General features: G+C 60.4%; 19 protein-coding genes. 15 read left to right on the forward strand and 4 right to left on the reverse strand.

The features are described from left to right. Window positions 1–30: 30 nt before the first annotated feature. A complete protein-coding gene (locus tag NKH93_RS24550; protein WP_352770469.1) occupies window positions 31–699 on the reverse strand; it encodes a class I SAM-dependent methyltransferase in 669 nt (222 codons plus the stop codon). Between the two features lie 130 nt (window positions 700–829). Here NKH93_RS24550 and NKH93_RS24555 point away from each other — a divergent pair, with 130 nt between their 5' ends. The 4 genes from NKH93_RS24555 to NKH93_RS24570 all read left to right on the forward strand — a co-directional run bounded on the left by NKH93_RS24555 (window position 830) and on the right by NKH93_RS24570 (window position 5,470). Beyond that, entirely contained in the window at window positions 830–1,150 is a 321-nt protein-coding gene (locus NKH93_RS24555; RefSeq protein ID WP_352972440.1) for a hypothetical protein, read from the forward strand. A gap of 17 nt (window positions 1,151–1,167) precedes the next feature. Then, window positions 1,168–3,882 (forward strand): ABC transporter transmembrane domain-containing protein, encoded by a 2,715-nt coding sequence (locus tag NKH93_RS24560; protein ID WP_352500819.1) that lies wholly within the window; start codon window positions 1,168–1,170, stop codon window positions 3,880–3,882. A gap of 157 nt (window positions 3,883–4,039) precedes the next feature. Beyond that, the gene (locus NKH93_RS24565) at window positions 4,040–4,489 is read left to right on the forward strand and encodes a cyclic nucleotide-binding domain-containing protein (RefSeq protein WP_023675957.1); all 450 of its coding nucleotides are present in this window, start codon (window positions 4,040–4,042) and stop codon (window positions 4,487–4,489) included. Between the two features lie 126 nt (window positions 4,490–4,615). Beyond that, on the forward strand, window positions 4,616–5,470 hold the full coding sequence (locus NKH93_RS24570; RefSeq protein ID WP_352972442.1) for an MBL fold metallo-hydrolase: 855 nt from the start codon (window positions 4,616–4,618) through the stop codon (window positions 5,468–5,470). A 1-nt stretch (window position 5,471) separates the two neighbouring features. On the opposite strand, the gene NKH93_RS24575 is transcribed toward NKH93_RS24570, so the two are convergent. After that, the gene (locus tag NKH93_RS24575; RefSeq protein ID WP_352820751.1) at window positions 5,472–6,296 is read right to left on the reverse strand and encodes a polysaccharide deacetylase family protein; all 825 of its coding nucleotides are present in this window, start codon (window positions 6,294–6,296) and stop codon (window positions 5,472–5,474) included. After that, a complete protein-coding gene (locus NKH93_RS24580) occupies window positions 6,293–7,381 on the reverse strand; it encodes a glycosyltransferase family 4 protein (RefSeq protein ID WP_352921594.1) in 1,089 nt (362 codons plus the stop codon). The genes NKH93_RS24575 and NKH93_RS24580 overlap by 4 nt, the downstream gene beginning before the upstream one ends. Before the next feature lie 74 nt (window positions 7,382–7,455). Between NKH93_RS24580 and NKH93_RS24585 the strand changes: the two genes are divergently transcribed. The 8 genes from NKH93_RS24585 to NKH93_RS24620 all read left to right on the forward strand — a co-directional run bounded on the left by NKH93_RS24585 (window position 7,456) and on the right by NKH93_RS24620 (window position 18,281). Continuing rightward, window positions 7,456–8,634, forward strand: a complete 1,179-nt coding sequence (locus NKH93_RS24585) for a DUF3095 domain-containing protein (RefSeq protein ID WP_352921592.1) — start codon at window positions 7,456–7,458, stop codon at window positions 8,632–8,634. A gap of 104 nt (window positions 8,635–8,738) precedes the next feature. Then, entirely contained in the window at window positions 8,739–10,082 is a 1,344-nt protein-coding gene (locus NKH93_RS24590) for a nucleotide sugar dehydrogenase (protein ID WP_352820746.1), read from the forward strand. Window positions 10,083–10,133: 51 nt separating this feature from the next. Beyond that, on the forward strand, window positions 10,134–11,474 hold the full coding sequence (locus NKH93_RS24595) for an adenylate/guanylate cyclase domain-containing protein (RefSeq protein WP_352684409.1): 1,341 nt from the start codon (window positions 10,134–10,136) through the stop codon (window positions 11,472–11,474). A 149-nt stretch (window positions 11,475–11,623) separates the two neighbouring features. Then, the gene (locus NKH93_RS24600) at window positions 11,624–13,519 is read left to right on the forward strand and encodes an ABC transporter ATP-binding protein (protein WP_352614644.1); all 1,896 of its coding nucleotides are present in this window, start codon (window positions 11,624–11,626) and stop codon (window positions 13,517–13,519) included. After that, entirely contained in the window at window positions 13,516–15,414 is a 1,899-nt protein-coding gene (locus NKH93_RS24605) for an ABC transporter substrate-binding protein (RefSeq protein WP_023675965.1), read from the forward strand. Before NKH93_RS24600 ends, NKH93_RS24605 begins: the two co-directional genes overlap by 4 nt. A gap of 2 nt (window positions 15,415–15,416) precedes the next feature. Continuing rightward, window positions 15,417–16,415, forward strand: a complete 999-nt coding sequence (locus NKH93_RS24610; RefSeq protein ID WP_023675966.1) for an ABC transporter permease — start codon at window positions 15,417–15,419, stop codon at window positions 16,413–16,415. Beyond that, on the forward strand, window positions 16,412–17,593 hold the full coding sequence (locus NKH93_RS24615) for an ABC transporter permease (protein WP_352614641.1): 1,182 nt from the start codon (window positions 16,412–16,414) through the stop codon (window positions 17,591–17,593). The genes NKH93_RS24610 and NKH93_RS24615 overlap by 4 nt, the downstream gene beginning before the upstream one ends. A gap of 208 nt (window positions 17,594–17,801) precedes the next feature. Then, entirely contained in the window at window positions 17,802–18,281 is a 480-nt protein-coding gene (locus NKH93_RS24620) for a class I SAM-dependent methyltransferase (protein ID WP_352541938.1), read from the forward strand. A gap of 37 nt (window positions 18,282–18,318) precedes the next feature. Here NKH93_RS24620 and NKH93_RS24625 read toward each other — a convergent pair whose 3' ends face one another. After that, window positions 18,319–19,734: an adenylate/guanylate cyclase domain-containing protein gene (locus NKH93_RS24625; protein ID WP_352921589.1), complete on the reverse strand. Its 1,416-nt coding sequence runs from the start codon at window positions 19,732–19,734 to the stop codon at window positions 18,319–18,321. Between the two features lie 203 nt (window positions 19,735–19,937). Here NKH93_RS24625 and NKH93_RS24630 point away from each other — a divergent pair, with 203 nt between their 5' ends. The 3 genes from NKH93_RS24630 (at window position 19,938) to NKH93_RS24640 (ending at window position 22,936) form a co-directional block, all read left to right on the forward strand. Then, window positions 19,938–20,744 carry a hypothetical protein gene (locus NKH93_RS24630; protein WP_352972446.1) on the forward strand — a complete coding sequence of 269 codons (807 nt, stop codon included), beginning with the start codon at window positions 19,938–19,940 and terminating at the stop codon, window positions 20,742–20,744. A gap of 91 nt (window positions 20,745–20,835) precedes the next feature. Continuing rightward, complete coding sequence (locus NKH93_RS24635; RefSeq protein WP_352921585.1) at window positions 20,836–21,360, forward strand: GNAT family N-acetyltransferase; 525 nt, start codon at window positions 20,836–20,838, stop codon at window positions 21,358–21,360. A gap of 190 nt (window positions 21,361–21,550) precedes the next feature. Continuing rightward, a complete protein-coding gene (locus NKH93_RS24640) occupies window positions 21,551–22,936 on the forward strand; it encodes a hypothetical protein (RefSeq protein WP_352921584.1) in 1,386 nt (461 codons plus the stop codon). The last annotated feature ends 451 nt before the right edge of the window (window positions 22,937–23,387 follow it).

Here is a 23,387-nt window from a genome sequence, read left to right on the forward strand (position 1 = left end):
AAACCGCTACGCGCTTTTGGGCGAAATGCATTAAACAGTTCCAATCAGCATGAAGCGCGTATAATTTTTTGTCGGCAGTTCGCCGGAGAACCGCACCTCCCGCAGCGCCGCCATTTCCTCGAAGGCTGCAAGCGAAGCCACGCAGTTGATGTGCGTCGGCTCGCTGAAATAATCGTTCGATTGCAGCAGTACATTCGTGCCCGGCGGAAGCAGAGCAAGCCAGGCGCGCAGATCGGCTATGTGTTCGCAGCTCGTATTGATCATCAGATCGGGCCGCCCGGCCGCATAGTCGAGTGCGTACATATCTGCCGTCAGCGCCCGGAACCGGTCGCCGGCTTCCCGGTTGAGGGTCCGGGCGACCGGCGCGACTTCGGGATCGATGTCGATACTATCGACCGCCGCGATGTCGAAGCGGGCGTCGTTGAAAAGCATTGCCGGCAATACGCCGTACCATCCACCCAGAACCCATATGCGCCCGAAGCGGCGGCCGCCGCTTTCGAATAGCCTGTCGAGCGCCCACATCTTGCAGGCGACCTGCTTGTGGTTGAAGGCGTTGGCGATATCGGCCTTCGGATGCTTGGCGACGACCCGCGCCAGCCCTGCCACGAGAGGGCACTTGACATAAGCAGCAATTCCCCGCGTGAGGTCCAAGGCTTGCTCGTGCCAGTCCATGGCATTGCGTGGTTGCGTGACATCCATCATAATTCGTCTTGTATGTTGGGATTTTGGGCGACACAACGCAATCTTGCCTCCCGCAAGACTGTTTGATTCCGCGGACGTGATCATGCTGCAAGCCGCTTGGCTATTGCCCGGTGCCGGAGAGAGCCTGTTGCATCTGTCCGGATCATCGGCGTCCATCCGCCAGCACCAGCCGCGCAGCTGCGGCCTCGTGCCGCTCGGCTGTTCGCCAAAGCCCTACGAAAGCCGCGGACCGTTTGGCCAGCCGCTGTCTTCGCCGATCAACAATGCCCATGTCGATGCCATCGACCATGCGTCGGAACTGGATCGCGCCGCCTCGCAGGTTTCTTGCATCGTTGAGCGCAGGACAATGTCCGTGCACAGCAGCTTCAAGCTTGTCGTTGGCGATGAAGAAATTGCCGATACGCCATTCGCCAGCAGGTGCTTTTACATCCTGCATCCTTCCAACTGAAGGGTCCACAGTCGCATATGGAAGCCAGCCTAGCCCGCTATATCTGGACGCACACCAAGAAGCAGCAACTCTGGATATTGATGATCGTCGTGCTTTCGATGATCCCGTATTTCATGTCCTTCGACCTGCCGAAGCTGATCGTCAACGGACCGATCCAAGGTCGCGGCTTCGAGCAACCGGGCGCGACCCAGCCATTCATGAGGCTACACTATAACCTGCCGTTCGTTGGAGAGGTCCAGTTCTTCTCCGGTTTTCAGCTCGACCGCAAGGAGACCCTGTTTGCCCTGAGCCTTGTGTTCCTCTTGCTAGTCGTCATCAACGGCCTGTTCAAATTCTACATCAACACCTACAAGGGCCGCCTCGGCGAACGCATGCTGCGGCGTATCCGCTTCGATCTGGTCGACCGTGTGCTGCGTTTTCCGCCGGTTTATTTCAAGCGGGTGAAATCCGCCGAAGTGGCGACCATGGTGAAGGACGAGGTGGAGCCGCTGGGCGGCTTCATCGGCGACGCCTTCCTGCAGCCGGTACTGCTCGGCGGCCAAGCGCTGACGGCCATGCTGTTCATCATGATCCAGAACGTCTGGCTCGGAATGATAGCGGTCGTGATCGTGGCGATCCAGATCGTGCTCATCCCGCGAATGCGGCGGCGGCTGATCGTGCTCGGGCGCCAACGGCAGTTGACCGCGCGCGCGCTTTCGGGCCGGGTTGGCGAAATCGTCGACGGCATCGGCGCGGTTCACGTCCACGATACATCAAACTACGAGCGCGCCGACATAGCTGCCCGGCTCGGGCTCATCTTCAAGATCCGCTTCGATCTTTACCAATGGAAATTCATGGTGAAGTTCCTCAACAATTTTCTCGCGCAGCTCACGCCCTTTCTGTTCTACATGATCGGCGGGTATCTGGTCCTCGAGGGGCGGCTGGACGTCGGCCAGCTCGTGGCCGTGATCGGCGCCTACAAGGACCTGCCCGGACCGATGAAGGAACTGATCGACTGGGATCAGGATCGGCAGGATGTCCAGGTCAAATATCAACAGGTCGTTGAACAGTTCACCGTCGAGGGTCTCATCGCGCCGAAAATCGGGGCATTGACGATCGACGATCCCGATCCGATGACCAAGCCGCTGTCGGCGATCAATCTGTCCGTAGCAGACGATGGCGGTGCAATGCTCCTCAACCGTATCTCCCTCCAGGTCAAGCCGGGTGAGACGGTGGCACTGGTCAGTACCGCAACAGGTGGAGCGGAGGCGCTTGCAGAAGCCTTCGCGCGGCTGACCTGGCCGGACAGCGGAAGGGTCGCTTCGGGCACCGACGACCTGCTTGAACTCCCCGAAGCAGTAACCGGCCGGCGCATGTCGTATGCCTCGTCGGATGTTTTCCTGTTCCAGGCAAGCCTCCGCGACAACCTGCTCTACGGGTTGAAGCATGCGCCGCTGACATCGGTGCCTTATGACGGTGCTGCGGCAGATCAGCAACGCTGGAACATTCACGAGGCGCGCCGGTCGGGCAATCCGGATCTTGATATCCACAGCGACTGGATCAACTATGCTTCCGCTGGCGCTACCGGCCCGCACGACCTCTTTGAAGCCGTGCGCCGGGTGCTCGACGCGGTTGTTCTGTCGCGTGACATTCTGGATCTCGGCTTGCGCTCTTCGGCCGACCTCACGCGTCACACGGAGCTTGCCAGGCGGATCGTCGAACTGCGTGCGGCGCTGCGGACCCGGCTGGAACAAGAGGGGCTGAGCGGACTGGTGGTTCCTTTCGAACCGGGCGCCTACAACAAGGAAGCAACGATCGGCCAAAACCTGCTCTTCGGCGCTGCCGCCGGCCCTGAACTGGCCGACAGGGCCCTGGCGGCCAATCCCTATTTTGCTTCCGTGCTGAGGCAAGCCGGCCTCGACCGAACGCTCTACGAAATGGGCTTGGAGATCGCCAAACAGGCGATCGAGCTGTTTGCCGACCTGCCGCCCGATCACCAGTTCTTCCAGCAGCTCGCCTTCATGAGCGCGGAGGAGATACCCGCCTACGAAACCTTGCTGCAACGGCTCAAGAACCGTCCCTACGAGGCGGTTTCGGAAAACGATCGCGCCATGATCGTCACCTTGAGCTTTGCCTACATCGAGCCCCGGCACCGCTTCGGCCTGCTGAGCGACGAGCTGATGAGCAAGATCGTCGCTGCACGCAACCGGTTCTATGAAGACCTGCCGCCCGAGCTGCACAATGCGGTCGAACGGTATGATCCTGCCAAATACATTGCCGCGGCCACCGTCATGGATAATGTCCTGTTCGGGCGTGTGGGCAACAATCATCCCGACGCGCCCGACCGCATACGCTCCATCGTCTATGACATTCTTGACGAACTGGGGCTTTATGGCGAACTTCTGGATGTCGGCCTGGACTTCAACGTCGGCTCCGGCGGCAGGCGGCTGACCGGTGGACAGCGACAGAAGCTCGATGTTGCCCGAGCCTTGCTCAAGCGTCCCGATTTTCTCATTCTCAACCGGCCGCTATCGGCGCTCGACCAGCGCATGCAGGATAAGGTGCTGCGAAATGTGCTCGAGGAAGCCAGGCGCGACGGCCATTCGCCGGCAATTGTGTGGGTCGTGACGAGTCCGGCAATGGCGATGATGTTCGATCGCGTTATCGTCTTCGACTCGGGTCAATTGGCGGAAGACGGAACACACGAGACACTTTTGGCAGGGAACGGTATCTTCAAGGAACTGTTGTCATAGAGCAACGGATATTCAGCTGGGATCATTCTGCCGGTGCACGACATCGGGCTCGCCACCTTTCGCGTGGTTTGTCTCGCCATCCCGGAAAGAGAATTGATTCCATCGGGGCGTCCGTTGCTCTAGTCTGGCAAACGCGAATTTTGGAAGGTTTGCGACAATGCTGCTCAAGGATGAAGTTGGAATGCTGCAACGCGTTCCCTTGTTCTCTGCCATCGAGCCGACAAAGCTCAAGCTGCTTGCGTTCACATCCGATCGTGTGAGCTACAGCGCCGGCCAGATCCTTTTCCGGCAGGGCGACGAGGGAGACGCCGCCTATGTCATCCTTTCAGGCAGAGCGGATATTCTTGTCGATTCCGACAGCGGACCGATAAAAGTTGCCGAACTGGAGCCAAATTCGATCGTTGGCGAGATCGCCATATTGTGCAACAGCTCCCGCACTGCCACCGTCAGAGCGGCAAGTCCGCTGGAAGCCCTGAGAATCCGCAAGGATCATTTCCTGAGGCTTATGAGGGAGTTCCCGGAAATGACCATCGAGATATTGCGGGTTCTTGCCGATCGCCTAAGCCATACGACCGCGGATCTGATCGACGCACGAAGCGCCAAATAACGAAGGACGTGCGCTCGATCCTCGCAGTCGTGGCGGCACTGTCCTCTCGCTGAGAAGATCACCCGGAGAAAGCCTGTCTGTCTCGCCTAGCAGCAGTTGTTTGGATATGATGGGCGAAGGGGTAGCATGGACGACAACGTTTTCCTGGTCAGGTTTTGGGGTGTCCGCGGCAGCATTTCGGTATCAGGGCCAGAATTCTCTCGCTATGGCGGCAACTCAATCTGCGTCGAGATGCGATGCGGCAAGCACACGATTCTGTTCGACGCAGGCTCTGGCCTACGGCCTGCCGGCGCGGCGCTTCAGGCGTTGGGCGTGACCGATTTCGACCTGCTTTTCACCCATTGCCATTACGATCACATCATCGGGCTGCCGTCTTTTGCGCCGATCTATGACCGGGGCGCCAAGGTTACGCTTTGGTCCGGGCATCTTGCAGGACACATGACGACCCGGCAGATGGTCGATGAGTTCATGCGGCCGCCGTGGTTTCCGGTGAAATTGGAGGCCTGCAAGGCAAGCCTCGACTATCGCGATTTCGTATCCGGAAACGTGCTTCGCCCGCGCGAAGGGGTGGTGGTCCGAACCGGCAGTCTTATGCATCCGGGCGGCTGCATAGGCTACCGGGTCGAATGGGGTGGCGGCGTCGTGGCGGTGATCACAGACACTGAGCACGACCCGGACAAACTCGATCAGACGGTGCTCGGCCTGATCGAAGATGCCGACCTTGTCATCTACGATTGCACCTACACCGAGGAGGAAATGGAACGCCGCCGCGGTTACGGGCACTCGACGTGGCAACAGGGCGTCAAACTCTGTGAGGCGGCAGGTGCGCGGAGGCTTGCGCTGTTTCACCACGATCCGACACGCACCGACAAGGAACTGGACAAGATCCAGAAACTGGCCAAGGACAGGTTTACCGGCGCTTTTGCCGCGCGGGATGGCCAGACGCTCAACATTCCAGTCTCATTGCGCAAAAAGCGCTGAGCTATTTTCCTCTATCTCTTTGTCTTGACGCAATTCCGGACGGAAACCGTTCACACTTTCCTGGAATTGTTCCACCGGCGCTGCGCCCGATCAATGTCCTGATCGGAAGCCATGCGCAGGCTTCAGTCTTTGCGGTGACTGTGAACAGCCGTTCGAGGAAGAGCCAGGCCGATTCATCATGTACGAGATGGTGGGTGAGCAGGCCCACCGGTTCGCCCCTATCGAATGCATGCTGCAAGTGCGCGATGATAGCCTGAACCAATAGGCCATGATCGCGGCAGCCGTGCGTGCCATGCCAATCCATGATGTCGACATTGCTGTTGATGACCGCAAGTGAAGCCGGCCTTGGCGGCCCATAGACCGACAATGCCGAAAATCCTATCGATCCAAGGTCGGATACCAAGCCGGCGTCGATCCTGTTCCAGGGTGGTACCAGCATCGGAACAGCACGTGCGCCGTGCAGGCCGGTTACGTGCGCCAGCCCGCGAGCCAGATCATCGAGCACCGCCTCGCGTGGCCGATGCGCGCCGAGCTCCTGCTTCTTCTGGTCCTCGGGCGCATGATTTCGGTGCGCCCAGCCATGGATGGCGACCGTGGCATGCGGCGCCTCGTCAAGCCGAACGACAAGCTTCTCGTCAGTCAGGGCGGGAATGACGGCCAGAGTCACCGGAACCGCGAATTCACCGGTGAGGTCGAGCAACCGATCAAGCGCAGGCGTCGGATCCACGGCGTCATCGTCGCGCAGCCAGAACTCTGCCTTACGGTCCGCCCGTTGCCGGCTCGCCAGTTCCTCCACCAAGGGTTGCCAGATCTGATCGGATGTCATGAGACCGGGATCTTTGCAAGAAGTTCGGCCAGACGCGCCGCCGCAGCACCGATAGAACGTTCTTCGAGGATGAAACGTCTGGCTTCTGCGGCCATGATGGATCTTTCGTCGTTACGGGCCAGAAGCCTTTCAACGGCAGAAGCGAACGCCGCCACATCGCCCGGCGGGGTGAGAAACCCGGCCTGGCCATCCCGCACGACCTCCGGCACGCCGGCGATGTCCTGAGCCACAACCGGAAGGCCGGCGGCCTGTGCTTCAAGATAGGCAACGCCATAGGCCTCGCCGAAACCCGGCCAGACGTAAATTCCCCCACTGTAGAGGACATCCGGCACGGCGGCTGGCTCAATCGCGCCAAGCCATTCGATACGGTCGGCGGGCAAGCCGGCGAATTGCGCTTTGATCTCCTCGCGGGCAGGTCCGTCCCCGACGACCGACATCGTCCAGGGCAGGTGACCGATCGAACCGAGCGCCTGCGCCAGCATGCCATAGCTTTCGACTTTGTCGCCCGGGCGCATCATGGCGACGGTAACGAGGCGCGACGGACAACCCCGCGCCGGCGTTTCCCGGAATAGCGATGTGTCGATGAAGGGCGAAAGCATGCCGAAAGCGGCGTCGGGTACCGCATCTGCCAGTCCCTGACGATCCCTTTGCGTGAAGCAGATGTTCAGCGCCGCCTGTTCGACGGCTCGCGCCACCAACGCTTGCGTATCGGCCCACAAACCGGTGTTGCGCCGCCTCGAATAGGAGGCTTCCGCTGTCACATAGGGGACACCAAAGGCCAACGCCAGTTCGGGCCCGATCAGGTCGGGTGCCTTGTAATAGGGATGATAGGTGAACCACAGATCGGGCTTGCCGTCACGATCCCAAAGCCTTGCCAGCCGCGCGGCTTCCTCCCGGGCCTCGATCTTGAGCGCATCGAAACTTTTCGAATCCGGTTCGCGTAGATAGAAGCGCAATTCGGATGCCAATTCGACGCTATGCCTTCCATGCTCCAGTGCCTTGACCAGCATCCGTGCCATCTGGCGGTCGCCGGAGGCAACGGGATGATTGGGCGACTTCAGCGGCGCATAGAAGGCAATTCGCATCGCCGGACCCTATCATCGGAAAGCCTGCGCAAGTCAAATTCGAAGCATGATCGACTTCACCCTCAAGCACTGGAATGTGCTATCTGATACTCATGGAAACAGCTGCCGCGTCCGATCCGTTTGTTGCTTCTCTGCCGGTCTTCGCAAAGTTCGAAAGCGTTGCCGATATCGATAACTATCGGCCTCTCCCCGATGGCTGGGCGCTGGCCACCGCAGACATCGTCGGCTCGACCAAGGCGATCGAGGCGGGGCGCTATAAAACCGTCAATATGGCCGGTGCCAGCGTCATTTCGGCGCTGCTCAATGCGCTGGGTAGGCAAGATCTTCCCTTTGTCTTCGGCGGCGACGGTGCGCTCGTGGCGTTTCCCGGCTCGGCGCTGGAGATCACCCGCAACGCGCTGGCGGCTGTCCAGAGATGGGTGGCGGACGAACTGGACCTGACCTTGCGTGCCGCAATCGTGCCGATAAAGGATATAAGAGCGCAAGGCCTCGACGTTCGCGTGGCGAGGTTCCAGGCCTCCGATGCGGTCTTCTATGCCATGTTCGCCGGAGGTGGCGGCAGTTGGGCGGAAGCCGAGATGAAAGCGGGGCGCTACCGCATCGATCCTGCGCCGGCCGGCGCGCGGCCGGACCTGACCGGCCTCTCGTGTCGCTGGAACCCGATCGAAGCCCGGCATGGCGAAATCGTCTCGATCATAGCCATACCGGGGGCGTCGCGCGACTTGCGCGGTTTTCAGTTTCTGGTTTCCGACATCATCGCCCTTGCCGGCAGGCAGGAACGCGATGGCCACCCGGTGCCGGTGAACGGGCCGGACTACAGTTTGCTGCCCGCCGGCCTCGATATCGAGGCGCGGGCCACGGCGCCGGCAGGACGGCGGTGGCTGTCGAAGCTGTGGATAGTGTTCCTGATGACGCTTACGGCTGTTACGGATAGATATGGCTGGACGATCGGCAGATTCGATCCGAAGATCTACAAACGCGAAGTGGCCAGCAATTCGGATTTCCGGAAGTTCGACGATGGCTTGAAGATGACCATCGACGTTGACGCGGATGTGTTGCAACGGATCGAGGACCGGCTGAAACAGGCGGAAGAGGCGGGCATCTGCAACTATGGCCTGCACCGCCAGAAATCGGCCTTGATGACATGCCTCGTCGCATCGCCGCTGCAGCGCGATCACGTTCATTTCATCGATGGCGCCGCCGGCGGCTATGCGATGGCTGCCGCAAGCCTTAAGGCGAAGGTGCCGGCCTGACGCTTGCGGACATCGATTTTCCGCAATATGCCTCGGGGCTCTTGTGAGCGGTGAACCTCACCATGGAAGCGGACGGCCTGTCCGAATTAACAGAAAGCAGATTGTTGGACGCCTCACGATCGATATATGACCGTCTTCTGACCCGGATTTCGACGCGCGCCGCGCAAGTCGGCGTGATCGGACTGGGCTATGTCGGGTTGCCGCTGGCGGTTGCGATCGCACGCGCCGGCTTCCCGGTTTCCGGCTTCGACATCGAAGGCCAGAAGGTCGAGAGCCTGAACAACGGCCAATCCTACATCGAGGCGGTGACGTCGACAGCTCTTGCCGGCCAGGTGGCAAGCGGACGGTTCCGCGCCACTGCGGATTTTGCCGAACTGGCCGTCTGCGATGTCATCATCATCTGCGTTCCGACACCACTGACGAAACACCGCGAGCCGGATCTCTCCTTTGTCAGGAACACCGCAGGCACCATCGCGAAGCATCTGCGTTTCGGCCAGCTGATCGTGCTGGAATCGACCACCTATCCCGGCACCACCGACGACGTGATCAAGCCCATCCTGGAAAAAACCGGCTTGCAGTCGAGAATAGATTTCTTCCTCGGCTTCTCGCCCGAACGCGAGGATCCCGGCAACCGCAGCTTTGAAGTCGCGACGATCCCCAAGGTCGTGGCAGGTGACGGCATTGAAGCGGCGACGCTCGTGCAGGCTTTCTACCATGGCGTGGTCAAGACCGTCGTTCCGGTTTCCACCACGGCGACCGCCGAGGCGGTCAAGCTGACGGAAAACATCTTCCGCTCGGTCAACGTAGCCCTCGTCAACGAGTTGAAGATCGTGCTCGGTGCGATGGGAATCGACATCTGGGAGGTGATCGAGGCGGCAAAGACCAAGCCCTTCGGCTACATGCCTTTCTATCCCGGCCCTGGACTTGGCGGGCACTGCGTTCCGATCGATCCCTTCTACCTGACGTGGAAGGCTCGCGAATACGAACTGCCGACCCGCTTCATCGAGCTGGCGGCAGAGATCAACACGGCCATGCCGCGTCATGTGGTCGATGAACTGGCGAAGGCGCTGGACCGGCGCTGCGGCAAGGCGCTCAGCCGCTCGAGCATTCTCATCATCGGGCTCGCCTATAAGAAGAATGTGCCCGACATCCGCGAAAGCCCCTCATTGCGGCTCATTGAACTCATCGAGGAATGGGGCGGCAAGGCGGAATTCCACGATCCGCATGTTGCCGAAATCCCGGCCACACGGGAGCATATGGCGATCAAGGGGCGTCGCTCGGTCGAATTGACCGAGGCGGCCTTGAAGGATTTCGACGCTGTCGTCGTTGCAACCGACCACGACGCGATCGACTATCAGGCGATCGCGGATCACGCTCTACTGATCGTCGACACACGCAATGTTTTTGGCCGCCTCGGGCTAGCCCGAGAGACGGTGGTGAAGGCCTGACGGCGTCCGAGCCGGCGAATTTGTGGCAGATCAAGGAGATTTCGAGATAGCATGAGCACAGCGCAAGCAGAAATTTCTGCCATTCTCATGGATAAGGTTGCCGATTGGCTGACCCAATCGGCGTTGGCGGGCAACGACCTGGAAACATTGGTAAGGGGCTTTTGTGAACGGCTGGCTGCTGCCGGCCTGCCGTTGAAGCGGGTGCATTTGAGCTTTTCGATGCTTCATCCGCTTTATGACGCGCTCGGCTTCACCTGGCTCCGCGGCCAAGGCCTGGAAGTGGAAGGCTTCCGCAAGGAGAACGGCGTTCATTCCGACAGATTCCTGACCAGCCCATACTACCATCTGCTCAGCCACAAGCTGGACCATCTGCGGCGCCGGCTCGACCCGTCGGTGCCGTCGGAATTTCCTGTTTTCGATGACCTCAAGCTGATGGGCGTCACCGATTACATGGCTTTTGTCCATCCCTTCAGCGGCAACACCAGTCAGGGCATGATCGGGTCTTGGTCCACCGACAGTGCTGCAGGCTTCAGCGACAGCATGATTTCGGCGCTGCTGCGCATCCAGAACCATCTCGCTATCGCAACCAAGATGGCGGTGCTCACCAAGCTTGCCGACAACATGATGACCACTTATCTCGGCGGCGACGCCGGCAGGCGCGTGCTCGAAGGCCAGATCAAGCGCGGCGAGGGTGATACAATCCGGGCGGCACTGGTCATGGGCGACATGCGCGGGTCGTCAAGACTTGCCGAAACCTCCGGCCGCGAAGTCTATATCGATACGCTGAACCAGTTTTTCGACGCCGCTGCTGCACCTTTCAATCGCAAGGGCGGGCAGATCATGAGTTTCATAGGGGATGGCTTCATTGCCGTCTACCCTTGCGCAAGGCACCGTTCGCAGTCCGAGATCGCCTGCCAGGCTGCTCTTGCGGCAGCGCACAAGGCCACCGCGCGCATGATGGATCTCAATCTGCGCAGAAAGCAGCAGGGATTGAGCGACATAAACTATGGTATCGGCCTGCATGTCGGCAATGTGATGTTCGGCAATGTCGGGCTTACCGACCGGCTCACATTCTCTGTCTTCGGCTCGGCTGTAAACGAGGTCCAGCGCCTCCAGACCCTGACCAAGAAATATCCGCACAGCGTTCTCGCCAGCAAAGACTTCGCCAGCTATTGCGGCGCCAACAACTGGCTGGCGCTCGGCATGGAGGAACTGGCGGGCATCAGGCAGAAGCTAACGGTGCTTTCACCCGATTTGTCGGGTGCTCTCGCACTCGATGAAGACGGTGCGCTGGAGCCGATTTACGACCGAATATCGGACGCCGAGCAGGTCATGCTGCTTCATCGCAATGCCGCGCGGCCGTCCGCGGGCGACCCGAGGAAGCTCCAGTAACCGCCACGATCTGATCCGAACGCGTTTGGTATGCAGTTCGGTCGCCGGTTCCGCCAGGGAACTGGCGACTGTTCGAATCCAAGTTGCTCTAGGCTGGCAATGCGTTAGTCTCGCCTTCTGGACGTGCCAGAGTGGGGGCTGGTGTGAGAATGAATTTGGGCGTTGATCTGCTGCGGATCGAGGATGTTGGCATCTCTTTTGCCATTATAGGGGGACCGTTGCATGCTGTCAGGCGTGCAAATCTTCGCGTCCTGCCCGGCAAGGTTACCGCGCTTGTGGGCGAGTCCGGCTCCGGAAAATCGGTTCTCAGCCAGGCAGTGATGGGCATTTTGCCGAACACAGCCCATGTTCGCGGCCGTATCCTGTTTTCCGATCCAAAAAAGCCCGGTACGACGCAGGATATCCTGCAGATGCCGCGTGACGGAACCGAAATCCGGGCGTTGAGAGGCAGCCGCATCGGCAAGATATTTCAGGAGCCGATGACATCGCTGTCGCCGCTGCATACGATCGGCAATCAGGTCAGCGAATCACTGCAGATTCATACGCCCATGGCCCGGGTGGAGCGCAAGGCGCGGACCGAGGAAATGCTCGGCCTTGTCGGCTTTCCCAACCCCAAGCGCGCCTATGACATGTATCCCTTTGAACTTTCGGGAGGATTGCGTCAACGCGCCATGATCGCCATGGCGCTTATCTGCCGGCCCGCCCTGTTGATCGCCGACGAGCCGACGACGGCGTTGGACGTGACCATCCAGGCGCAAATCCTGCAATTGCTGCGCGAGCTTCAGACGAAGCTGAACATGGCGATGCTGCTGATCACGCACGACCTTGGCGTAGTCGCCAATGTCGCCGACGAGGTGGTGGTCATGTACCATGGCGAGATCATGGAAGCGGGACCCGTGGAGGCGATATTCCGCCGGCCGGGCCACCCTTACCTGAAGGGCCTGATGGCAGCCGTTCCGCATTTCGACCTGAAGCCCGGCGAAAGGCTAAAGGCGCTCCGCGAGGTGCCGGTGAATGTCGGGAACCTGCTCGGCAAGCAGACGGCGCCGGCATCGAAGGGGCCGAACGACCTCCTGCTATCGGTCAGCGATCTGACAAAGACCTTCACGATCCGCAAGTCCGGATGGTTCGGCGGAGATCATCAAACCTCTGTTCGCGCCGTGGACGGCGTGAGCTTTGATATCAGGCGGGGTGAGTGCCTGGGTCTTGTCGGCGAAAGCGGCTCCGGCAAAACCACCGTCAGCAAGATCCTCATGCGGGCTGTCACCCCTACCGGCGGCTCTGTGATCTTCAATGGCCGCGATGGTCCGATCGACGTCTTGGAAGCCGAGGGAGACGCCCTGCGCATGCTGCGCGCGAAAATCCAGATGGTATTCCAGGATCCGGTTTCGTCGCTTTCACCCCGCATGACGGTGGAGAACATTTTGAGCGAGCCGCTGGAAATCCATCGACGTGGCAATGCCGCGTCCCGACTCGCCACGGTCAAGAGCCTGATGCAGGCAATCGGGCTCGACCCGCGCTTCATAAAGCGTTATCCGCATAGTTTCTCCGGCGGGCAGCGTCAGCGTATCGGCATCGCGCGCGCGTTGGCGCTGGGGCCTGAACTCCTGATCTGCGACGAGCCGGTTTCGGCACTCGATGTCTCTGTCCAGGCGCAGATCCTGAACCTTCTGAAGGACCTGCAGAAGGAACTGGGCCTGACCTACCTGTTCATATCCCACAACCTCGCGGTGGTGGACTACATGGCAGACCGTATCGCGGTGATGTGCGGCGGGCGTATCGTCGAGCTCGCGCCGCGCGAAATTCTGCTTAGGAAACCGGTCCACCCCTACACGCGCTCATTGGTCGCCGCAGTACCTTTCCCCGATCTCGACAGGCCGATGGATTTCAAGACGCTGAAACTCAGCGGCGCTTCCGACACCAGCGCATGGGGACCGCAATTCCGCGACGAGGGCGACGAGGATATGCTGTCGCCGCTCGATCTTGGCGGCGGCCACCTCGTGCTGGCCCGACGTTCGGCCGATTTCAGCGAGCTACGCCATTGATCAGCCGGCGCACCGTCCTTGGACTCATGGCTTCGGCATTTCTGCCGGGCACGTTGCGCGCCGGCGATCTGGAGCCGGAATTTCTTGAGCCGCAGCTGAAGGCCAGAGCGCTGCCGGCACTCGCCGAACGCCTGCCCAAGCGCCCTCGCGCGTTGAATCTCGCCGCGATGGGCCGGCAGCCCGGCCAATATGGCGGCACGCTGCGCACGATCATCGGCAGCCAGAAAGACATCCGGATGATGACAATCTACGGGTACGCTCGCCTGGTCGGCTATGACGAAAAGCTTAACCTGCAAGCCGACATTCTCGAAAGTTTCGATGTAGCGGATGATCGTGTCTTCACTTTCAAGATACGAGAAGGACATAAATGGTCTGACGGTAGCCTGCTGACGTCGGAGGATTTTCGCTATTGCTGGGAAGATGTCTGGCTTAACGATGAGCTTTCGCAAGGCGGGCTCGCCCCGGCCCTGCTGGCGGACGGCAAGCCGCCACGCTTCGAGATCGTCGATCCGTTGACGGTCCGCTATAGTTGGGATGCGCCCAATCCCGACTTCCTGCCCAAGCTCGCCGCTGCTTCGCCCCTATCGCTTGTTCTGCCGGCCGCCTATCTCAAGCAGTTCCACAAGAAATACCAAGATCCATTCCGGCTCGCCGGCCTAATGAAGGAGAACCGGGCCCAGAAATGGACGCTCTTGCATATCCGCATGTCGCGGCAGTATCGCCCGGAGAACCCGGAACTGCCGACGCTCGATCCCTGGCAGAACCGGACCAAGCCGCCGGCTGAGCAGTTCGTCTTCGAGCGGAACCCGTTCTTTCATCGAATAGACGAGAATGGCCGGCAACTGCCTTATGTCGACCGGATTGTCATGAATGTCAGCTCGTCGGCGATCATTTCCGCCAAGACCGGTGCGGGCGAGAGCGACCTGCAAGGCATGGGAATTGACTTCACCGATTACTCCTTCCTGAAGGATGCGGAGAAGCGCTACCCGGTGAAGATGCATCTCTGGAAACGCACACAAGGTTCGCGGCTGGCGCTGCTGCCCAATCTGAATTGTGCCGACCAGGTGTGGCGTGGCCTTTTTCGTGACGTGCGCGTGCGCCGCGCACTTTCGCTCGCTGTGGACAGGCGCGAGATCAATTTGGCTGTGTTCTACGGATTGGCGCAGGAAAGTGCCGATACGGTCCTGCCGGAGAGCCCGCTCTACCGGCCGGAATTCGCGAAAGCCTGGGTCGCCCATGATCCCGACCAGGCCAATGCCCTGCTCGACGAGGTCGGGCTTCAGGCGCGTGACGATGACGGCCTGCGGATACTCCCCGACGGACGCCCGGCGCAGCTCGTAGTGGAAACGGCCGGCGAAAGCACGCTGGAAACCGACGCGCTCGAGCTCATCACCGATCACTGGCGCAAGATCGGCATCGCCCTGTTCATCCGGACTTCGCAGCGCGACATCTTCCGCAGCCGCGCGCTTGGTGGCCAGATCATGATGTCGATGTGGTCGGGCATCGACAATGGCGTGCCGACCGCCGACATGAACCCCTACCAACTCGCCCCCACCGTCGATGACCAGCTGCAATGGCCGCTCTGGGGTGCTCACTACTTGTCCCGTGGCAAGGTCGGCGAAGCGCCCGATCTTCCGCCCGTGGTCGAGTTGATGGCTTTACTCAAGCGCTGGAACGCATCGACCGAAGCCACGGAGCGCGCCGAGATCTGGAATTCAATGCTTTCGATCTATACCGATCAGGTGTTTTCGATCGGCACGGTAAACGGAACGCATCAGCCGATTCTGGCATCCTCGCGGCTGCGCAATCTGCCTGACAAGGCGCTCTACGGCTACGACCCGACCGCCTATTTCGGTGTCTATATGCCGGATACATTCTGGCTTGGAGAGTCCTGAGCGTGCTTCGATATTTTGTCTGGCGTATCGCCGTGATGGTTCCAACGCTGCTGGTCATATCGGCACTGGTGTTCACGATCATCGAACTTCCCCCAGGCGACTATTTCGACAGCTATGTTGCCGAGCTTCGGGCTCAGGGCGAAGCGGTGGATTCCGATCGCATCGAGATGATGCGCAAGGAATATGGTTTCGACAAGCCACCGGTCATTCGCTACTTCTACTGGGTCGGCGGGATGCTGCACGGCGATTTCGGCTATTCCTTCGAATATGAGCTGCCGGTTCGCGACGTCGTCGGGGACCGAATGTGGCTGACGGTGCTGGTTTCCTTCGTCACGATCATCTTTACCTGGCTCATCGCCTTTCCGATCGGCATGTACTCCGCCACGCATCAATACAGCTGGGGCGACTACGGCCTGACTTTCTTCGGCCTTCTCGGCCTTGCGATTCCGAACTTCATGCTGGCGCTGATCCTGATGTATTTCGCCAACATCTGGTTCGGAACGTCTATCGGCCATCTCATGGACCAGCAATATCTCGGCGAGCCGATGAGCTGGGCCAAGGCGAAATCGATCCTCGCCCATCTCTGGATTCCGGTCTTGATCATCGGCACCGGGGGCACGGCAAGCATGATCCGGCGGCTGCGCGCCAATCTGCTCGATGAGCTACATAAGCAATATGTCGTGACCGCGCACGCCAAAGGCCTTCATCCCTTCAGGGCGCTGGTCAAATATCCGCTGCGCATGGCGCTCAATTTCTTCATTTCGGATATCGGCTCTATCCTGCCGGCCATCATCTCCGGTGCCGAAATCACGGCGATCGTGCTGTCTTTGGAAACGACCGGGCCGATGCTGATCAAGGCGCTGCAAAGCCAGGACATGTATCTCGCAGGGTCGTTCCTGATGTTCCTCGCCTTCCTGACGGTCATCGGCGTCCTGATTTCCGACCTGGCGCTGGCGCTACTTGATCCGCGAATTCGTTTGCAAGGCGGCAGCACCAAATGAACACGCAATCGCCGCTGCCCGCTCCGGGTGCCCCACTGCAACACTACGTTTCCATCGAGCCCTTTGACCTGCAGTCGGTCGAGGCGATGACGCCGGAGCAGGAGAAGGTCTTTCAGGCGTCGCAGTTGCGGCTGATGTGGTGGAAATTCCGTCGGCACCGGCTTGCCCTTGTATCCGGCATATTCCTGGCAGCGCTTTATTTCGGGATACTGATCTGCGAGTTCCTGGCGCCCTACGATCTGCACACGCGCAACATGGACTACATCTATTCGCCGCCGCAGCGGGTGCACCTGTTCCACAACGGCGAGTTCGTCGGGCCGTTCGTCTATGGCCGCCAGATGACGCTGGATATGGACACGCTCAAGCGGAACTACATCGAGAAACAGGATGATGTTCAGCGGATCCGTTTCTTCTGCAAGGGCGATAAGTACCGGTTCTGGGGCCTGATCGAAGGTGACAGGCATTTTGTCTGCCCCGCCGAAAACGGCCAGCTCTTTCTGGCCGGCACTGACAGGCTGGGGCGCGATGTGCTCTCGCGCATCATCTATGGCGCCCGCATTTCACTGACAATCGGCCTCGTCGGCATCAGTTTCAGCTTCCTGCTCGGCATTGTCATCGGCGGACTGGCCGGCTATCACGGCGGTATCTTCGACCTGATCGTCCAACGGATAATCGAAGTTCTGCAATCGATCCCCAGCATTCCGCTATGGCTGGCTCTGGCGGCGATCATGCCGATAACCTGGAGTCCGATCCTGATCTATTTCGGCATCACCGTCATCCTCGGGCTGCTCGACTGGACCGGACTGGCGCGGGCCGTGCGTTCAAAGCTTCTAGCTTTGCGCGAGGAGGATTACGTTCTGGCCGCGCAATTGATGGGCGCCAGAAGCAGCCGCATCATCGGGCGGCATCTCATTCCTGGCTTCATGTCGCATCTGATCGCGACGGCGACGATCTCCATACCCGGCATGATCCTGGGCGAGACGGCGCTGAGCTTCCTCGGGCTCGGCCTGAGGGCACCGATAACCAGCTGGGGCATCCTGCTCACCGAGGCGCGCAGCGTCAGCGTGATCGCGTTCTATCCATGGCTGCTTTTGCCGATGCTCCCCGTCGTTCTCGTCATCTTGGCGTTCAACTTCCTCGGCGACGGGTTGCGGGACGCCGCGGACCCCTACAAATGACATCGCTGTTCCGCCGCGCGCTGCGCCGCCGATTCCACCCGGTATGATCCTTGTCGGCAGCCTGTTCGCTTGTTGCAGTGTTCATCGTTCGCCTCTACACGCGGCAAGACTCGATCGGGGTTTAGCTCGTCGGCTTGGGTTTCAGCCGCGAAACGCTCTGGTCGGGGGCAGTTGATTTCGTGAACTGGTTCTGGACATACAATCGCACATGAGTCGCCTTGACAGTTTCATCCGGAGGATGACCGCACAGCGCGACATACTCGATCATGTCTGCGCCGAGGTTGCGAAGATGGAGGGGCCCGTGCTCGAGCTCGGCCTCGGCAATGGCCGGACGTTCCACCATCTGCGCGAGCGCCTGCCCGGACGCCGGATCGTAGCGTTCGATCGCGCACTTGCCGCACACGCCAGCTCAATTCCCGAAGCTGAAAACCTCGTGCTCGGCGAAATACGCGAGACGGCGAGCAGGTTCATTGGCATCGACGCCGCTCTTGTTCATGCCGACATCGGCACCGGCTATGAAGATCGCGATGCAGTGACCTCTACCTGGCTTCCCGATCTGACCGCGCGCCTGCTTCGCGTCGGCGGCATCGCGGTCAGCGGCACGCCGCTCGATCACCCGCAGTTGCAACGCCTCTCGCCGCCACCTTCGATTGCCGCCGATCGTTATTTTATCTGTAGGCGCGTGTGAGGGGCCGGGACGAGCCAACTCTTCAGGGGCCAAGCCTTCAGGGGATCGTGTATACTGCTATCTCCCGGTCAATGCCGCGCAGCGAGACCTCGTGGGGCACGGGCGTCAGCGCGTTCCTATGTAAGAGATCGGCGGTGAGATTGTCGTCGACCACCGCTCGAGTGGCGAAGATCGCCTGTGCGTTGGCAAGGTTCTGCACCCGCGAAGCAATGTTGACCGTCTGGCCGAAATAGTCCTGTCGCTCATTCATCGACACGGCGATGCAGGGGCCGGCATGGACTCCGATCTTGAGCAGCAGATCCTCGCGGCCGCTCTTGTCGTTGAGCGTACGCATGGCATCGCGCATCCTGAGGGCTGCAGCAATCGCACGATCAGGCGTCGCGAAGGTCGCCATCACCGCATCACCGATCGTCTTCACCACCGCGCCTGCCTCCGCCGTGACGATCTCGTGCAGAACCTGGAAATGCTCGCGCACGAGATCGAAGGCTGAAAGGTCGCCCACCCGCTCGTAAAGCTCGGTCGATCCGCGCAGGTCGGTGAACAGGAACGTCAGGCTGGTGATCTTCAGGCGCTGGTTGATGTCGAGTGTATCCGTGCGATAGAGATCGCGGAACGTCTGGTTGGTGAGCAGGCGCTTGGCGGTCAGGAAGGGCCGGCGTTTTCCCAGGAAATCATGCAATGTCTGGCCGGCGATGAAGACTGTCGGCAGCACGCGGGTGTCGGTCCGGTTTTCCAGCGAAATGCGCAACGGGCCGGGTTGCATCTCCAGCGTCTGGTTCTGGACATGGTCGCGGTCGAAGGCCAAAGAGAGGCTCCGGCGCTCCTTTGTTGGTTCGCCCTTCCCGTCGATGAACTGCGCTGAATGGGTGACCGGCTCGAAGACGATGATGAATTCAGACGGAAGCTGTATGGTCAGAACCGCCTTTTCACCGGGCGCAAGCTCGATATCCTCCAGCGAGAACGCTTCCAGCTTTTTCACGAAATCCTCTTCCGGCAGATCGACGCCGGACGCCCAGTAGATCTGGCGGAAATATTCCGCCACCGGCAGTTCGTGTGGATTGTGTGCGGCAATCCTGCGCACGCGGGGACTGACGGTGAATGTCACCTCGACCATCTCGTCGAGAGTCGGTGAATAGCCCTCGGAGCACAGCGTGCAGGTGTATTCGTCCTTTTGCAGGGTTTTCAGCGTGGCGTTGGTGTCGAGCACGCCGCCGCAGCCGGGGCACAGAACATTCCAGGAAATGTCGAAGATGCCCACCCGCGCCGCATGGAGAAAGGCGCCTATTACGCGCTCCTCGTCGAGGCCATGCTTGCTGGCGAAGGCTGGCGCATTGATGCGGCAAAGTTCGCGGTCCTCGCCCTCCGCGATGGTTCGCTTGATCGCGTCGATCGCCCGCGGATCGACATCGGCCGATTGTCGCAGAAGTGAGAATAGATCCTGAGCTTCGTTCATCGTGCAGGCTCCGGAAAATGCACCTCGAGGCGTTTTGACCGGACCGATCTTTGTCCGAGTATTCCATCTTACTTCGAAACGGACCGTACGGCCATTCGAATGGACAAGCCTGGTGACCATTCAATTTCCATTCGGCGGATTTCAACCGGCCGCAAGCAGCACTATGATGGTCCATGGAGCATTCATCTTTGGGATTTTCTCCCATGCCGACATCAGACAATCCGCCATTTCCCGCGGTCCTGCGCCTTTTTTCTGCGGGGGTCATCGTCGTCCTGATCGTAGGCGCCGGCCTGTTTTTCATGCCTGCGCTGGTGAAATCGGGCTGGCCTTGGGCCGTCACGCCGTTCAATGCGCGCTTCCTCGGTGGCTTCTACACCGCCGAAATGGTCGTGATGGCGGCACTGCTGGTCTGGAATCGCTGGTCGCCCGGCAGGCTCGTGCTCGTCATGGCCTTCATCTTCACCGTCATCGTGTCGGTGGCTTCGTTCATCAATCTCGGCTATTTCAACTTCGAGCGCAAAGCGCCCTGGCTGTGGTTTTTGGTCTATCTTGCTTCGGCCGCGGTATCCGGGCTGTTCCTGTGGCGGGCCAGGGCCCGTCCTTCTGCAAAAGGCGTGACCTTAAATCCCGCATGGCGCGGCTACATGCCGGCGGAATCCGCGATCCTTGGGCTCTATGGCGTCGGCCTGTTGCTGTCCCCCCTGACATTCAGTGGCATCTGGCCATGGCCGATCGATGCCTTCCACGCTCAGGTCTACAGCGCCATCTTCCTCGCCGGTGCGGGCGGTATATATCTCGTCTGGAGAAGCGCGCCGCGCGAGGAACTGCTGGTGCTCGGGTTGGCGCAGTTTCTGGTTGGCCTGCTTGCCATCCTCGGCGTCGTCATCACCGACGCTGCGGTGCACCGGATCGACTGGACGGCGACCGGGACATTGTGCTGGCTCGCCCTTTTCGGCTGGATAGGCATCAGCGGCGTGTTCAAACTCTACGCTGCCTCCCGGTATTTTTAGCCCGCAATCGGTATCATAGGTCAGAGACGGCTGGATTTTCAGGTGGCGTCCGGTGCATCGTACCGGGCCGATTGCCTTCGCCGGGAACGCCATGACCAGCACGACCTCGCCACCCGTCGAGAAAATCCAGCCGCTGCTGCGGTCCGTCCGGTCAAGCGATGCGGAGGCGCTTTGCGCTATCTTCAACATGCCGGGCTTCCGCTGGGGCACGCTCAGGATGCCTTTCGAGATGGTGGAGCAGGTGGCGCGGCGCATTGCCAAGTCCGGCCCGGAAACCACCTGGATCGTTGCCGAGCTGGACGGCAAGGTCGTCGGCCATGGCAGCCTGGTCGTGCAAGGTTCACCGCGCCGTTCGCACATCGGCGAGATCAATATCGGCCTTGACGATGCCTTTGTCGGCAAAGGTATCGGCTCTGCCATACTTGGCGCGCTGCTTGACGTGGCCGACAACTGGCGCGCCCTGAAGCGAGTCGAATTGACCGTCTATGCCGACAACGAAGCGGCCCTCCGTCTCTATAAGAGCCACGGCTTTGAGATCGAAGGCCGGCATGTGAAGGCCGGCTTTACCGACGGGCAGTACCACGACCTCCTGAGCATGGCCCGGCTGCGGTTCTAAGATCCGCTGTTTGCCTTAGCTGTTTGGCCAATCGAGTCAGCGAACAGGGGATTGCTCAAGGAGAACTGCGTAGGATGCGGTCATTTCGTCTCACACCACCTTGATCGAATTGACGATCTATGTGGGCCGGCCGCATCCAGCAAGTCTGGTCTCGCTTGGCGTTTACACCGCAAGCGGCTAGACGGGACCAATGACCGCCGTCTTTGATCCAACCCCTACCCCTCCGCGGGAAATTCTGGCTGTGCTGTCGCTGCTCTGCCCGGAGGTCGTGCGCGACATCGAGCAGAACTGGAATGCACCGGTTTCCGATTACGCCCGCCATCTGTGGCGGCCGGTGGCAAGGCCTGCATCGGGCCCGGCGATCGCCGCCCGCTCGATCCTGCGCGAAGTCCTGCATCAGCGCCTCGGTAGGATCATGCAGCCTGAGGAGATCGGCAAAGCCCTCGACGAGTTCGAGCACAGACCGGTGATTCAGTCCGGCCTGCACTGCCTGCTTCTGATGGACCGGATCACCTTCGATGCCCTTCTGCTTGCCTGGCTCGGCGCGGTCGAAAACGGGCTGTCGGCCTTCGTCGGCTTCATGGGAACGACGATGACCATGGAGACAGTTGGCCGGGAGGGGCCGGGATGGCTCGATGTCGGCGACGACAAGGTCAACCTGTTTGGCATGGGACGCCACAAACTGTGCCGCAAAAGCGCCTGCGTGGCCGGTCCCGTCTCCCTCAACAAGCGCGCGCTCGAAGCGGTGGGCGATGAAACGGATGGCAGCCGCTGGCTGGGCACACTGCTTGCCAGCCGGGACAAGGTGTTTGAAACCGCCGCCGATGCGCTGACTGAACTGAATGAGGATCTGGTCGCCAATTGGGATCGTGCCAGCATGGCCCTGCCGGTTTTCGTCGATGATCGGGTCGCCGCGGCTGCCATGGCGCGGCATCTAGAATATGACGGCAGCCTTCTTTCCAGGCTGCTGATTGAACCCGCAAGACGCCAGCGTCTCGAACATGCCTGGCAAGAGGCCGCATCGAGCCCGTTTGGCAGATTCCTGCCCAATGCCACGGACTATTTCTGGGGCATCCGCGAGGAGCGTGTGCGCAAGCTCGTTCTCGAGAACGGGCACCTGATCGAGCCCGACAGGCCGCAAGGTCTTTCCATCCCGTTCGAGCGGCCGTATCTCAGGCAGGCGCTGCTGGACGGCGTGCTGCTGCCGAACTTGTTCCTGACGTTCCTCGTCCTTGCCATATTGCCGCGCGTGCGGGTCGTGGGCGGCCTGAGACAGATTGGCTATGTAGCGCTTTTCCACTCGATCCTTCTGGCCGTGCTGGACGAAAACGTGCCGGAAGAGCGCGATCTGGCCGCGGAACTGCAGGTTCGGGAAAATGCCTGGGGCATGCGGGTCATCGATGAAAAGATCTCAGTCCGCGAGCAGCTTGCCGTCCTGCCGGAAGGAGCGCTCTTCCCGGACCTGCTCCGGCAATACCGATTGCGGACATTTGCCGAGACGACCGACGACCTGAAACTGGTTCGCGAAAACGCCAGATGGCGCAAGATCGGCCAGGCAGAGATCAAGCCGACCTGAGCCTAATTCGCAACCGCAAGCGACGGCGATCCATCGGGGAGCCTCTGGCGTCTGACCCCGCCGCACAGGCCTCACCTGTCATTGCACCACACCGCCCTTGCGGAGCCCATCCACCACGTGTTCGAAATCGACCGGTTCTTGTGGCAGACCAAGACTTTGTAGCGGTATCCAGCGAATAGTCGCGATTGACGCGAAGCACCTCCTGCCATGGCGCGCGGGCCTCGGCGAAGCGGCCCAGATAACCGTAGCTGGCGGCCAGAAACGCGCGCGAGACGTCGGTGACAGCGTTTGCGAGCCAGCCGTTGCATCAGAGGTCATGGGTAGCGGTCTGCCACCGGACCCACACGGATCGCCCGCTGCCGCTTGCCCGCCGACGGCTATCGGTGCATCCTTGTGAATAGCCTGGCCGTGAAGTGCGAGCGAGATCACGCCGTCACGGCCACTAGTGAGG

The sequence above is a fragment of the Mesorhizobium sp. M0954 genome (genome assembly GCF_040319155.1).
Classification (GTDB): Bacteria; Pseudomonadota; Alphaproteobacteria; order Rhizobiales; family Rhizobiaceae; genus Mesorhizobium.